Origin of the sequence: Pseudoalteromonas arabiensis, assembly GCF_001550155.1 — a bacterium.
GTDB lineage: Bacteria > Pseudomonadota > Gammaproteobacteria > Enterobacterales > Alteromonadaceae > Pseudoalteromonas > Pseudoalteromonas arabiensis.
Genome location: NZ_LRUF01000026.1, coordinates 26,137 through 40,813 on the forward strand (window position 1 = coordinate 26,137; position 14,677 = coordinate 40,813).

Consider the following 14,677-nt stretch of genomic DNA (forward strand, 5'->3'; position numbering starts at 1 on the left):
CTTTTTTGCATTCAAAATAAGTGTTTTCTTATAGGCGATTTCAACAATATTGACTATGCTCAAATAACTTAATCAACAAGGGAATACTATGGATAACAAACTGTTATTAATTATTTTGTCATTGTTTTTACCACCTGTGGCTGTGTTTTTAAAAGCCGGTGTTGGTAAAGATTTGGTTATTAATATTATTTTATGCTTTATATTTTTTATACCTGCGGTTATTCACTCGCTTTGGTTATGTACCCGCTAATCGAGTTTAAGTGACTGTTAATTTTACAGGTGATAGAATTGCGGCTGATTACACCTGTAAAATTAACTGACCAATAGCGAACTCAATGGCTAATAAAAAAACTCCTGCTAAAAAAACGCCAGCAAAGAAAACGGCGTCCACGAAACGAACCACTAAAAAACGCAAAACCTCTTCGAATACGACAGTAAAGTCGCGTATTTTTCGTAAAACGTGGTCAATTTTTTGGAAGTTATCCTTAGCTGTTGTGATTGCGATGGTGCTGTATCTTATTTATTTAGATGCAAAAATAACGCGTCAATTTGAGGGCAATAAGTGGCAGTTACCTGCGCAGGTATACGCGCGAGCAATGAGCTTTTACCCTGGGCAGTTTTTATCACAACAAGAAGTTCTTTGGGAGCTTAACAGATTAAACTACTCTTCAGTTAATAAGCTTAGTCGTACAGGGCAGTATGTTAAGTCATCTAACAGTATTAAAGTGTATCGCCGCGAATTTGAATTTTACGATGGGCTCGAAGATGCTCGTGTTATTGAGCTTCGTTTTTCAGGGAAAAAATTAGCAACTATTAAGGATAAATTCGGTCGACGCTTAAATTCTGCGCGTTTGGAGCCTGTGCAAATTGCGCGAATTGGTAATGATTCGAATCAAGATCGTGAGTTTGTGCCGCTTGATAAGTTTCCTGCAATGTTAAAAGACACCTTGCTGGTGGTTGAAGACAGAGATTTTTATCAGCACCACGGTGTGTCGGTATGGTCTATTATGCGTGCCCTATACAGCAATATTAAAGCGGGAAGAACAGTGCAGGGTGGAAGTACCTTAACACAACAGCTCGCTAAAAATATTTATTTAACACGTGAACGCTCTCTTGTACGTAAGTTTAATGAAGCACTTATCGCATTGATATTAGACTACCGCTATAGCAAAGATGAAATTTTAGAAGCCTACTTAAATGAAGTATACCTAGGGCAATCATACAATCAGGGTGTTCACGGTATGGGGCTTGCCGCTGAATTCTACTTTTCTAAACCTGTGGACGAGCTAGAGTATGACCAAATTGCGTTACTGGTTGCTATGGTTAAAGGCCCATCGTACTACAACCCACGCCGTTACAGTGAACGTGCGATGGAGCGTCGCGATTTAGTACTGCGCTTAATGGTCGAAAATAACTTAATAAATACACGTGAGTATCGCGCATCGTTAAAGCGTCCAATTGATATTTCACCTATGAAAGATAGCCTACAGAAGTCGTATCCTGGTTATTTAGAGTTAGTTAATCGCGAATTAAAGCGTTTGTTACCTGACCAGCAAGTATTGGATGCTGGTGTGCGTGTCTTTACTTATTTCGACTTACAAAAACAAACTGCAATGGAAAAATCGGTTGAGGCAAGCTTACCTTACCTTGAAAGACGTCCTAAAACCGAAGAATTAGAAGCCGCTATGATCTCGGTTAACGTTGAAAAAGGTGGCGTCTCAGCCTTAGTTGCCGGTCGTGATGTTCGCTATTTTGGTTTTAATCGAGTATTAGATACCAAGCGTAATATAGGCTCATTAGTAAAACCGGCTGTTTATTTGAGTGCCTTTGAAAGCGGCAAGTTTAACCTTGCATCTTTGGTTGATGACTCTCCTCTAAGAGTAACGAATGAGCAAGGAAAAATATGGCAGCCAGAGAATTTTGATAGGCAATTTAGAGGCATGATGCCGCTTTATAAAGCATTTAGTAATAGTATCAATATACCTGCGGTAAATACTGGGTTAGATGTAGGGGTCGACACTGTCGCAACGACCTTGAAGCGATTAGGAGTTGAAGGAAGCATCGATGAATACCCATCACTGCTACTTGGGGCATTGGAGTTGTCTAGCTTTGAGGTCGCTCAACTTTATACAACACTTGCTGCTGACGGACAGTATCGTGAACTAACATCAATTTCTGCACTGACTGATTCAGTAGGTAAAGTACTTTATAAGCATAATGTTGAGTCACAAAAGCGATTCGATGAAGCATCAGTTTATATGACTAAATATGCGATGAAGCGAGTAACTAAAGATGGCACAGCAAAACGTTTAAATGCCCACTTTCCATCGATTCAGTTAGCGGGTAAAACGGGCACAAGTAATGACTTACGAGATAGCTGGTTTGCAGGTTTTGACCAAAATACAGTTACCGTTGCTTGGATTGGTCGAGACGATAATAAAAATACCGGCCTAACGGGGAGTGTTGGTGCGTTAGAAACCTATATTCGTTATCTAAAACCGCTTAACCCTGAAGCCATTGCAGATACTCGCCCAGCTTCTATTCGCTGGGCGTTCATAAATGAAGAAACAGGTCTGCAAGCACCACCTGGCTGCGGCAAAGTGGTGCAACTGCCTATTCGAGCTAGTGAGTTTGAGCCTCGTCCGAGTTGTCGACGCTAAATGCTTTCATTGCATCGTTAAGTTGCTCAGCAAGCGCGGTTAAATCGTGTGCGCTTGCTGAGGCATTTTTTGATGATTTAAGCGTCTCTTCGGCTAAACAGCTTACCCGCTTGGCATCATTTAAAGCATCTTGTGTTGCACTCGTTTGCTCAGCAACTAACTGCGCGATTTGTTCACCATGTTGACTGATTTCATCCATCGTATTTACGGCTTCAACTAAACTTGCTTTTGTTTGGTTAGCGGATGCTGCCCCTTGCTCCATTTTTTCGACACTTTGCTGCATTTTCTGCTGTGTTAACTGCAATGCATTTTGTAATGAAGCGATAATATCGTGTATTTCCTTTGTTTGTAGCTGAGTTCGCCCTGCCAATGTTCTAACCTCATCAGCGACAACAGCAAACCCTCGTCCTTGCTCGCCGGCTCTTGCAGCTTCGATTGCAGCATTTAAGGCTAAAAGATTTGTTTGTTCAGCTATGTCGCTAATTCCTTTGCTTACTTGGCTAATATTTGAGGTGTCTTGCGCTAATGAATCCAGCGCTTTTAACCCTTGGTTAAACTCTTGTTGTAACTGTGCGATATGTTGCGCTAACTCCTCACTATTTTTTGCGCTGTTTTGGACCTGTTTGGCGGCACTATTAGCGAGAAAAACAGCATGCGAGGCTGTTTTTTCAACATGCTCTGCCGATTGGCTCATGTTATCTAGCGAGTCATTAATAGCGCTAATGCTTTGTTGCTGCTCAGTAACATCATTGGTTGTTTTATTGCGGCTTTCAAATACGTGCTGAGTGGTACTTCTTACTGAGTGAGTGGTTTTTTGAGCATTTTTGATAAGCGTCGTAAACGATTTTAGTAAATCATTGAATAGTAGGCTTATTGAGTTGAGCTCGTCTTTGCCTTTTAAATCTAATCGCACGCCTAAATTACCTGTTGCAGCCTCTGTTGCTGCGTTAGAAAACTGCTTTAAAGTATCAACTAATGAGCGGTAAAACCCCATCATCAAATAACTTGCTATAAATAGACTGATTAAAGCGGCAATGATGACCACAACACGGGTCATACGTTGCTGTTTTAATTGCGTTAAGATCATCAATGATAAAGCTGGCTCACTGTTGCTAATAAAGTGATTAATCTTACTGTTAATATTTATTTTTAAATTTGCAAGCTGCTGCTGTGTAAGCGCAATTTCATCTGGCTCGAGTAGATCTTGGTTTAATGCTAGAAAAAGCGCATTAATACTGCTTGAAAGTTGCGTTGCGGGTTCTGTTAGGGTGTTTTTAAGTTTCTCGTTTGCAGTTAAAGATGTATTCAAACTCATTAAAAACTGTGACTCTAACTGCGGCAGAGCTTTAACTTGGTTTGATAAAGTAATAAATGTACTCGGTGAAAACTGCCCGCTAGATAAAACGGTTTCTGCACTTTGTATGGTTTTATTTAAATGTGTGATAAGAGGCGGTAGAGCGGTCACTAATGTGCGATTTAAGTAGCTACTACTGAGCTCGTTTACAATAGCAAGCTGTGACTCAATCGAGACTATCTCTAAAATGTTGTCGTCATCAGTGGCTGTATTCGCAAAACCCGCTTGTTGGGCAATACTGATATTATCAGCTTGATTTGCAGTGAGTAAATTAGCGAGTAATTGAGGATATATTTGGACCCCTTGATTTTGTTTTTGTGATATTTCAATTCCTTTACTTAGAACGCTTAGTAAAAAAAATAAACTTAAACAAAGAGGAAAAATTAAAATGCCAAACATTAGCGACATTTTTGCTTTGTAACTTAATTGTCTCATTAAGAAAACAGCAGGTTTAATTAGATTATTCACAGATACACCCAGTTAGAAATTATATTAGGAGTAGACCTGTGGTTACGTTGTTTTTATTCATAAAAAAAGCCCTTACGGGCTTTTTTTTCTAATTATATTTTATAGCTTCGCAAAGGCGCGTTCTGCCGCTGCTATGGTGTCGCTAATTTCTTGCTCTGAATGCTCTGCACATACAAAGCCTGCTTCGAATGCTGAAGGAGCAAGGTAAACACCTTCTTCAAGCATTAAGTGGAAGAACTTTTTGAAGCGCTCTAAATCACACTCAGTGGCTTGTTGGTAGCTAGTTACTTTTTCTTTGTCAGTAAAGAAGAAGCCGTACATACCACCTGCGTAGTTTGTTGTAAGTGCAATGCCAGCTTTTTTCGCAGCGGCTTCAAAGCCTTCACAAATTGCTTTGCTCTTTGCTTCTAATTGATCGTGTAAGCCTTCAGCACTTAAAAGCTCTAAAGATTTTAAGCCTGCAGCCATGGCAATAGGGTTACCTGATAATGTGCCCGCTTGGTAAACCGGCCCGACTGGTGCGATGTAATCCATGATTTCTTTTTTACCACCAAACGCACCCACAGGCATACCGCCACCGATTACTTTACCCAAACACGTTAGGTCTGGTTTGATGTTGTAGTACGCTTGCGCGCCGCCTAAAGCAACACGGAAACCTGTCATTACTTCATCAAAAATAAGCACTGATTTGTATTCATCACACACTTCACGCAAACCTTCTAAGAAGCCAGGTACAGGTGGAATACAGTTCATGTTGCCAGCAACTGGCTCAACGATAATACAAGCAATGTCGTCAGCGTATTTGGCAAAAATGGCTTTTACTTCATCAAGGTTGTTAAATGACACAGTTAATGTGTGTTTAGCAAAATCTTCAGGAATACCTGGTGAGTTCGGTACGCCCATAGTCAGCGCACCTGAGCCTGCTTTAACTAGGAGTGAATCTGCATGGCCGTGGTAACAGCCTTCAAATTTTAAGATTTTGTCACGGCCAGTGAAGCCACGCGCTAAGCGAATTGCACTCATTGTCGCTTCAGTACCTGAGCTTACCATACGTACTTTTTCGATTGATGGTACCAGTTCTTTTACTTTTTCGGCCATGAGGATTTCAGTTTCAGTTGGCGCACCATAGCTTAGGCCATTTTCAACGGCTTCTAAGACTGCTTGTTTAATAGCAGGGTGGTTATGCCCCATGATCATGGGTCCCCATGAACCAACGTAATCAATGTAGCGGTTGCCATCAGCATCAAAGGTAAAAGGACCTTCTGCTTTAGTGATGAATAAAGGAGTACCGCCAACGCCATTGAAGGCACGAACTGGTGAGTTAACACCGCCTGGGATTGATTCTTGCGCGCGATTAAAAAGGTCTTGGCTAATTGTCATGAATAGTCCTATTGGGTTGTCACGTTAAATGAGTTGGTTTGCAAGGGCTCAAAGAGCCCAAAATGAAGCGTATTAGCTATTACGCTTACGGCTAAACCAAGGCACGTCGACTTCATATTGCTCAACTTTGTCGGCAACATCTAAGGTTAGAGCAAACAACGCCATGCGAATTAACACACCGTTTTGTACTTGGCGGAAAATGGCTAGGTTGTCGTTGCTATTTAAATCGTTATCTAGCTCGTTTGCTTCTAAACGGCTGTCACGAGGCAGTGGGTGCATCAGTACTGAGTTTGGCTTACAGTGTGCATTGTAAATTGCTTGGCTGATACGAAAACCACCGCGATATTTGTTAGCTTCTTCTTGTGAAGGGAAGCGCTCTTCCTGGATACGGGTTTGATAAACAATATCTGCCGCTAAGTTGCCTTCCATTTTATTCACTACTTGAATTTTATGACCTGCGTTATCAACAGCATCTAAAATGTAGTCCGGCATCTGTAAACCATCTGGTGCCACCATAGAGAACTTAACGTCTTTATAATGACACAGTAATTTAGATAAAGAGTGCACAGTACGGCCATATTTTAAATCGCCCACTAGGGCAATATGCATACCGTCGATACCTTGGTTGAAGCGAGAAAGTTCACGTTCAATGGTTAGTAAGTCAAGTAAGGCTTGGGTTGGGTGTTCATTTGCGCCGTCACCACCATTGATGACAGGTACATCACAACCGGTTGCAAACTCTGCAACTGATCCTGAATCAGGATGACGCATTGCAACGGCATCAGCATACGCTGAGATAACGCGTGCGGTGTCATAAAGAGATTCGCCTTTGGCTAAAGCTGAGCTTTGCATGCCTGTTGTTTCGCGAACTAAACCACCCAGTAAGTTAAATGCTGTACCAAAGCTTACGCGAGTACGTGTACTTGGTTCAAAGAATAAGTTTGCTAAAATTGCGCCTTCTAATACATTGGTGCGCTTTTGCTTTTTAGCATAAGGCTCCATTTTTTTAGCAACTGCAAAAATACGTTCAATACAATCGCGGTCAAGTTGATTAACCGACAGAATATTTTCACCTTGGAAACTTAACATGGGGTTGTTCCTAATTACATTTATTAAGGCGCCGGCTCTCTGTATAGGAGGCCGCATAAATTTGCGCCGTACTATAGCAAATTTTTAGCGTACACAGCAGCAAATTATAAGCTAGGTTTAATAATAGCGAGTGCAACTATTGCTAATAGAATAAGTACTGGGACTTCATTAAAAATACGATAAAAACGATCACTGCGAGTATTACGATCATGTTTAAAGTCAGCCAGTAATTTGAAACAGTAGCCATGATAGATATAAAGAATAATCACTAACACGAGTTTGTAGTGCAGCCACATGCTGTATCTAAACCAATCTCGACCATATTCAAAAATGGTCAGTACGCCAAACACGAGTGTTAAAACGGCAAACGGCGTCACAAAAAACAGTAAACGGCGTTCCATTACTTTTAGCATCGAGTTGCAGGCTTTTTCTTCACTCATTGCGTGGTATACAAACAAGCGAGGAAGATAAAAAATCCCCGCAAACCAAGCAATCATAAAAAATACATGAAAGGTTTTGTATACTAATAGCGCGCTCATTGTTGTGTCCATTTTTAGTTGTTATAGCAAGCTGTTACGTATGGTAAGGATATGCCTGATTTGATCCCAACGCAAAAGCCCCATAATTTGCTGGTTATCCAGTAGGTTATAAATATATACAGCACCACTTCGTTTATCTTTTAATAGATCAAATGCATCGGCAAGTGTTGCTTGGCTACTTAAACCATTCAAACTGACATACTTTATATTACTACTTTGGTCAGACATTAGGCTTAAGTCATACTCTGCAAGGCGATAGCCATTTTCATCATCATGAACAATCAATGGCGTTTGACTATCTAAAGCGTCTAATGACTCTTTTATTTGTTCTTTATCGTCGCTGTATAGCAGTTTAAATTGTTCATCCATTTCTTCCATCACTCCAACCTTCTGTAATGCTTCGGTTGCAGGGGATATTTGATATTCAAGCCCTTGAAAGTCTAGTTGCTGCATAAAGATAGAACGATTGCCAAAAAATTGCAGAGCAGTAACATACGCAGAAGAAATAACTAACATGGCAGGAACAATAATTTCAGGACTGGATGTTAGCTCCATTACCGTTGTTAGTGCTGCAAGAGGGGCGTGCAGGGTGGCCGCTAATAAGCCTGCCATGCCAAGCATGCTATAGGTGCCCGCAATATCTGTTCCTGGGCTAATAAATTGAGCAAAAAATGCCATTAAGGTACCCATTAATACGCCCAAACCAATCACGGGGCCAATAATACCGCCGGGGATCCCTAGACCAATAGCAAAGAGTGTGGCAAGTAATTTAGCGATTAAAATCGTTGTTAAAAATTGCACATCATCAGGGGATTCAATGGCAATGGTGATGGCACTCATACCAGAGCCCATTGCATGAGGCACCATATAGGCAATTAGCCCTGCAATTAAGCCTGCGAGTAATAAGCGAGGAAACATACTTAGCGGTTTAAAGGTACGAATAATCAACATTAAATTTTGATTAAATGCATAAGCGACTGCGCCTAGCGCCATGCCAAAAATAATTAAAAAAGGATAGTGCCAGCCACTTAGAGGGTTCATAGTGATAAGTGCAAGTTCAGATGCGTCACCAAAGACAAATTGAGTGGCTAAGGCGCCTGTAACCGCTGCGAGCATAATAGGCACAAAAATATGTACTTTGTATTCTCTCAGTACTACTTCCATTACAAAAATAACGGCAGCAAGCGGGGTATTAAACGAGGCGGCAATGCCTGCAGCCACACCACAACCGCTGAGTGTGCGCATGGCATTATGGGGTAAATGTAGTTTATCTGCTAACAAGCTTGCACCGGTTGCGCCCATATGCACAGAAGGACCTTCTCGGCCAACAGAAAAACCACTGATTAAAGCGAGCGCACCACCAACAAATTGATTGACCGTGTTATACAGTGGCATATGACCATAATGCTTTTTTATCCGATGGATAACGAAAGGAATACCTAAACGGTAATGCTTAAAACCTGTTAGTGCTGCAAATAAAGCGATGACTAAGGCAGCACCAATCGGGAGAAGTACACGCTCTAGCGTGTCTAAGGTAGAGAAGTCATCGGGCTTTTCCAAAAAAAGACTTTGAAAAAACATAATTGTGAGGCGGAATAATATAATCAGTACTGCCGCAATTAATCCTGCGCAAACTCCTAGTAAGCACAATTGCACAGATGTTTTAGGCTTTGCTAGACGACGCCTCAGCGTTTCAAGCCACATGCATTTTTCCTCACAGCACTTTAGAGACGCAAGTTTAGCAAATCAAATTCACTAAGTCCTTGTGATTTTGCAAAATTATCTGCTTTAAACAAGTGCACAGAGTCACTGGGTTTTTATTCTTGTTGTTTTAAGCGAGCAATCTCGTTTTTGCTTATACATTTGCTCGTCGGCTTTTTTAAGAAGTTCGTCGAGAGACTTAGCATTATCAGGATAGACTGCATAACCCACACTTGCACTTATGTTTAACATACCCACTTCACTGATTATCGGCGCTTCTATCGCATTAATTAACCGCGTTAGAGCACGCTTTATATGTTCTTTATTTTCAACATCCGTTATCACAACAACAAATTCATCACCACCGATACGCGCCGTACAATCTGTTTTTCGTGCGGTTTCTTGCAATCGTTTTGCGATTTCTACAAGCACAAAGTCACCCATCAAATGGCCATAGGTATCGTTAATGGGTTTAAATTTATCAAGGTCAAAGTATAAGCAAGCTACTTTTGTTCCTGTTCGCTCTACACGAGCAAACTCATGCTTAAGGAATTTACTTAGTGCACTGCGGTTAGCTAAACCTGTGAGGTGATCTGTTTGGGCAAGCTGTCTGATCTTTTGCTCTGCTAAAACCCGTTTGGTGATATCAAAATTAACACCAATCATCCTATTTCCGTAGATTCTACCATCGGCATTTATGAAGCGTACTTGCCCGCTGGGGAGAACAATTTGAAATTCGGCATGAAAATCCTCGTTATTGAGAACTGCTAGTTTGAGTTTGTTTGTCACGGCTTCGTATTCATCAGGATGAAGCGTATTAGCCCATGCGGCATAATTACCATTAAACTGAGATTTGGGGATCTCAAATAAGGTATGCATCCAATCATCCCAAATAAGTTCGTTGCTTTCAAAGTTCCACTCCCAAATTCCTATTTGGGCTGCATCGGCGGCCATTGACATTCTTTGATGTAAATTATCAAGCTCTGTTTTGGCTTGCTTAAGCTCTGTTATATCCTCTGAAACATCGAGCAGGTACTGTGCTTTACCATGGCTATCTTTAATAGGGAGTTTACGGGTACGAAGGTAGTGAGTTCGGCCGTCAATTGTAATAGGCTTTTCATCCAGTGTCAGAATATCGTTACTTGCAAGCACATCACGGTCTGTTTGCGCATAACCAAGCGCATCTTCATCATTAAAAATGTCAAAGTCGTTAAGGCCGATCAGTTGTTCTTTAGTTTTCCCTAATAGTTGCTCGCCGGCCTTATTTACGTGGCTAAATGTTAAGTGCTCAGCTTCTTTTACAAACAACATAATAGGTAGGTTATCGAATATGGTTTGAGTAAATGCTTCTTGATTGTGGATATCACTCAAATCTTTAATCGTGGCAACGTATGGGCCTATCTCCTTGTTACCTATTGAGCTGATTGTCATGGTAATTGGAAATGAGTTTTGGTTCGCTCTATGAGCATTTAATAACTTGCTTTTACAAAAGCAACTTGATTGCTGGGATGTCGTTGATGAGGTATTTAAGATTAGCTCAAGTTCGGTTGATTTATCAGGGATGAGCGTATAGATATGCTTACCGATTACTTCATTAGGCTTATAGCCAAAAACAGGCAAAACAGCAGGGTTAGCAAACTCGATGATACCCGTGTTATCAAAACTAATAACGACATCTTGCACAGTATTCAGTACGGCTTTTAGTTTAGCGGAAAGTAAGCTTCTTGCTCTAAGCTCTACTACACTCAGTACTAAAAGACTTAACGCCAGTAGTACAGAAATGACAAGCTGAGCCAGCGTTGAGCTATCGTGACTCGTAGTATAAACGGTTTGCTCGGTTGCATAGACCGACATAGCAATCATACCGATGTAATGCATACCTGAAATAGCACTACCCATCACAATAGCCACTAACATATTCATGCGTACTTGATGTATTTTTTGGGCTTGTCGGAGGTCATTTATTTTTAGGGCAATGCCAGAAAGAATGATTGCCACAAAAATTGATAATGAAAACAGCTTTGGCTCATAAGCCATATGAGCGGGCATCATCATTGCCATCATACCGACAAAGTGCATACTGCCAATTCCTGCTCCCATTAGAACGCTTCGAAAAATAAGCCCTTTTATATGGCTGAGTGAAGTTGAAAGTACAATATAACTGGCAAACACACTTGGCAGTACAGATACTAAGGTTATTGTGGTGTTGTACTCTACATTTATCGGTAATGTATAAGCAAGCATACCGATAAAGTGCATACCCCAAATACCGATACCCAAAAAGCAGGCTGCCATTACAGTCCATACCAAGCTTTCATTTTTAAGGTGAGAACTTTTGATTCGTGCCGATAGTAAAAAAGAAATATAAGAGGCGAATACGGCGGTAAGTACTGAGGCTATGACAAGCAAAGTATCATATTGTGCGGGGATTATTTGCGCACTATTTAAGTCAGAGCTAATAAAATGAAGCCTCAAATGGTCAAACACTGTGATACTCTCTCACCGCTTACTTTAATTAATTAAAAAGTTGTATAAATTAAACTTAGTTCAATGCAAATGACTTGGCTAATACGTACTTGCAAATACTTATGAGTCTATGTCGATACTTGATTAAAATACTCGGGTATTAGATAATTACAGCATTATAGATTTTGAGGGGTTTGGTATGTCTGAAGAGTTGCCAATTAAGTTCAGTGATGCAGCTGCTGTTCGCGTTAAACAGTTAATTGAAGAAGAAGAGAATCCAGATCTAAAACTACGTGTTTATGTGACAGGTGGTGGATGTTCGGGTTTTCAATATGGTTTTACCTTTGATGAAAAGGCCAACCCTGGCGATTTAGAAATTGTAAAAAATGGCGTTACCTTAGTGATTGACCCTATGAGTATTCAATACCTCGTTGATGGAACGGTCGATTACACCGAAGGACTCGAAGGGGCACGCTTTTTTGTAAACAACCCCAACGCTACCACAACCTGTGGTTGCGGAGCTAGCTTCAGCGTTTAACGGATTTTATGAAAAGCCATGTGATATGGCTTTTTTATTGCTTTAATTTCTACATCATCCTGCCTTTATTCTTAGTGCTGATCTTAGCAATGGCTTTTCGCTTAGAAAAAATTTTGAAAATGAAAACAGCGTTAATAGAAACGCTTGCCTTTCGTATATGATTATACCGCGAAGCTGAGCTTCGTTAATAAGTACCATTCACCAAGTAGTTATTATAAATGTTAGCGCTACTAGCTTTGGGTAACCTGAATCATTAACAGGAAAAACCCTAATACCAGTGCTGAGGCGATTAAAATATAGATAAATCCTCGTTTGCCTTGCTTAATAGGTATACGATTTTGCTTTAGAAATAGGTACCAGATGACACACAGTACAATTGGCAACAAAAATAATATTCGAAACATTTTCTAGCCTTTTTCAGTATTTACGTACACTTTAAGCATAAGTATGCAATTTTAAAAGCTATATTTATAGTTAACACGGTTCCAATTGATCGATTTTTTGGTACAGTTAAGCAACTAATAATAGAGCATCTGCTTTAATTTTAGCTTTAAAACTAGACTTGCTAAGCAAAGCAGTCTATACCTGAAACGTGGACATTTGTATAATTATTAATTCACAGAAAAAATTATTAGTATATAATGTATCCAAGAGTGAGACGGGCAAAATTTCACTCTTAATTAATTAACTTAAATCATCTAGTAGGAGATGTATTTTTATGATGGGTAAAACAGTTTCTTCTGAAGAAAACTCAAAACTAACGAAATGGCTTAAAACAAAACGCCATGAGAAAGGCCATACAATGCGCAGCCTTGCTCAAGTTTTAGGAACGCCACATTCATTCATTGGTAAAATTGAAAACCAAGAACGTCGTTTAGACGTTATTGAATTTATGCGTTACTGTGATGCTTTGGAAGTAGACCCATACGAAGGTCTTAATCTATTAAAAGACGCTTAATTTGCTGTTACTAATACATTTTTAGTAATACAATTAGTGCATGGATGCACTAAACAGTCATCCTCACTTTTCTGTCTATTTCAATTACATCTTTATATTTTTTGTTAATTATCTCGGTGATAATTGTTCTCTAACGCATAAAGTTTGTGGCGGATTAAGAATAAAAATACCAGCGAAGGGATAACCATGAGTGCTGTTAGTACAAAAAACAGTGCCCAGTTACCTAAAAGCCAATCATCTATCACAACACCACTGTAGCTGGACAAGAGTGTTCTGCCTAAGTTTCCAAGTGACGCTAAAAGTGCATAATGAGTTGCGCTAAAGGCGCGATCACATAGCATAGAAATAAAGGCGACCATTGCCACCAGTGACCAAGCCTGTGTAAAGCCGTCAATGATAATTGCAAAAGCATAGAGGCTTAATTTAGGGCCTGCAATCGCAATCCAAGCAAATGCAAGGTTAGATGCTGCCATAGCAATGCCGCTAATGAATAAGCCTTTTACGATACCGTAGCGTTGATTGAATAGGCTCCCGACGAAAGTAAAAGCGATGGTAAGAATCGCAGTGCCTACTTTTGAGAAGGTGGCAATATCACTGTTGCTAAAGCCCACTTCTTTATAAAACACAATCGACATTCGCCCAAGAAAGGCTTCGCCAATTTTAAATAGGAAGATAAACGCTAAAAGTGCGAGCGCTGTTTTTACACCATTGCGTGCAAAAAAGGTTCTAAATGGATCAAACACGGTGACCGCTAACCAAGCAATTACTTTTGCAAATCGCGTTTGTTCTACACCGACAAGTTTTTGCTGATAGGTAGACTCAAGTTCAGCCTGAATAACTTCACGATTAGATTCGGGCTCTTTTGCCCAAAGTACACTACCCATTAATAGCAACATGATAACGGATAAGAAAAAGTAAACTTGAGGCCAATCAATAGAGGGGATATCAGCCATGTAGAAGGGGAGTGCCCCTAGCAAAGCATAACCACTCCACCAACCTGATGTTGCCATGGCTGCAGCCGCCGTGGCTTTATGGCTTTCATTTTCACTTAAAGTATCGATACGAAACGCATCAATGGCGATGTCTTGAGTCGCAGAGGCAACCGCAATGACTAAGCACAGCGCGGCGGCAAACCAAAGGTTCGCTTTGATATCGAGCCCTGCAAGTGAAAAGGTGCCTATAAAAATTATTGATTGGCATAGTAAAATCCAGCTGCGGCGCTGACCAAGCCAGTTAAATAAAATTGGCAGTTTTACGCGGTCAACCAAAGGTGACCATAAAAAGTTAATACTGTACGCCCCAAATACAATGCCAAATAGGCCGATCATACTTCGGCTGAGGCCTTCATCTTTTAGCCACGCAGACATGACAGAACCAATGAGTACCCACGGAAAGCCACTGCTGATCCCAAACAGAAAAATATTGATTAAGCGTTTGTCTTTAAAGTACGAAAAATACTCTGAAACAGAAAGCGTCTTTGTCATAGTACTGCCATATGAGTGGGGCGATGAGCTCGCTTGTTAT

General features: G+C 40.5%; 11 protein-coding genes. 4 read left to right on the forward strand and 7 right to left on the reverse strand.

Annotation, left to right across the window (positions count from 1 at the left end; genetic code table 11):
* Window positions 1-88: 88 nt before the first annotated feature.
* Complete coding sequence (locus PAARA_RS20460; protein ID WP_083515349.1) at window positions 89-250, forward strand: YqaE/Pmp3 family membrane protein; 162 nt, start codon at window positions 89-91, stop codon at window positions 248-250.
* 85 nt (window positions 251-335) lie between these two features.
* Window positions 336-2,660 carry a penicillin-binding protein 1B gene (gene mrcB, locus PAARA_RS17280; RefSeq protein WP_062570249.1) on the forward strand — a complete coding sequence of 775 codons (2,325 nt, stop codon included), beginning with the start codon at window positions 336-338 and terminating at the stop codon, window positions 2,658-2,660.
* Here the strand turns inward: mrcB and PAARA_RS17285 are convergent.
* From PAARA_RS17285 to PAARA_RS17310, 6 genes are all read right to left on the reverse strand, one after another.
* Window positions 2,623-4,482 carry a methyl-accepting chemotaxis protein gene (locus PAARA_RS17285; protein ID WP_062570250.1) on the reverse strand — a complete coding sequence of 620 codons (1,860 nt, stop codon included), beginning with the start codon at window positions 4,480-4,482 and terminating at the stop codon, window positions 2,623-2,625. The genes mrcB and PAARA_RS17285 overlap by 38 nt on opposite strands.
* A 99-nt stretch (window positions 4,483-4,581) precedes the next feature.
* Window positions 4,582-5,862 (reverse strand): glutamate-1-semialdehyde 2,1-aminomutase, encoded by a 1,281-nt coding sequence (hemL, locus tag PAARA_RS17290; protein ID WP_062570251.1) that lies wholly within the window; start codon window positions 5,860-5,862, stop codon window positions 4,582-4,584.
* 72 nt (window positions 5,863-5,934) lie between these two features.
* Window positions 5,935-6,951: an aspartate carbamoyltransferase gene (locus PAARA_RS17295; RefSeq protein WP_062570252.1), complete on the reverse strand. Its 1,017-nt coding sequence runs from the start codon at window positions 6,949-6,951 to the stop codon at window positions 5,935-5,937.
* Between the two features lie 104 nt (window positions 6,952-7,055).
* Complete coding sequence (locus PAARA_RS17300; protein ID WP_062570253.1) at window positions 7,056-7,490, reverse strand: CopD family protein; 435 nt, start codon at window positions 7,488-7,490, stop codon at window positions 7,056-7,058.
* Window positions 7,491-7,511: 21 nt separating this feature from the next.
* The gene (locus PAARA_RS17305; protein WP_062570254.1) at window positions 7,512-9,194 is read right to left on the reverse strand and encodes a chloride channel protein; all 1,683 of its coding nucleotides are present in this window, start codon (window positions 9,192-9,194) and stop codon (window positions 7,512-7,514) included.
* A 102-nt stretch (window positions 9,195-9,296) separates the two neighbouring features.
* On the reverse strand, window positions 9,297-11,678 hold the full coding sequence (locus PAARA_RS17310) for a diguanylate cyclase domain-containing protein (RefSeq protein WP_062570255.1): 2,382 nt from the start codon (window positions 11,676-11,678) through the stop codon (window positions 9,297-9,299).
* Between the two features lie 178 nt (window positions 11,679-11,856).
* On the opposite strand from PAARA_RS17310, the gene erpA reads away from it, so the two are divergent.
* Together erpA and PAARA_RS17320 are read left to right on the forward strand one after the other, a co-directional pair.
* Window positions 11,857-12,195 carry an iron-sulfur cluster insertion protein ErpA gene (gene erpA / locus PAARA_RS17315; protein WP_062570256.1) on the forward strand — a complete coding sequence of 113 codons (339 nt, stop codon included), beginning with the start codon at window positions 11,857-11,859 and terminating at the stop codon, window positions 12,193-12,195.
* Window positions 12,196-12,913: 718 nt separating this feature from the next.
* Window positions 12,914-13,153 (forward strand): helix-turn-helix domain-containing protein, encoded by a 240-nt coding sequence (locus PAARA_RS17320; protein WP_054562310.1) that lies wholly within the window; start codon window positions 12,914-12,916, stop codon window positions 13,151-13,153.
* A 104-nt stretch (window positions 13,154-13,257) separates the two neighbouring features.
* Here PAARA_RS17320 and PAARA_RS17325 read toward each other — a convergent pair whose 3' ends face one another.
* The gene (locus PAARA_RS17325) at window positions 13,258-14,637 is read right to left on the reverse strand and encodes an AmpG family muropeptide MFS transporter (RefSeq protein WP_062570257.1); all 1,380 of its coding nucleotides are present in this window, start codon (window positions 14,635-14,637) and stop codon (window positions 13,258-13,260) included.
* Window positions 14,638-14,677 lie beyond the last annotated feature (40 nt).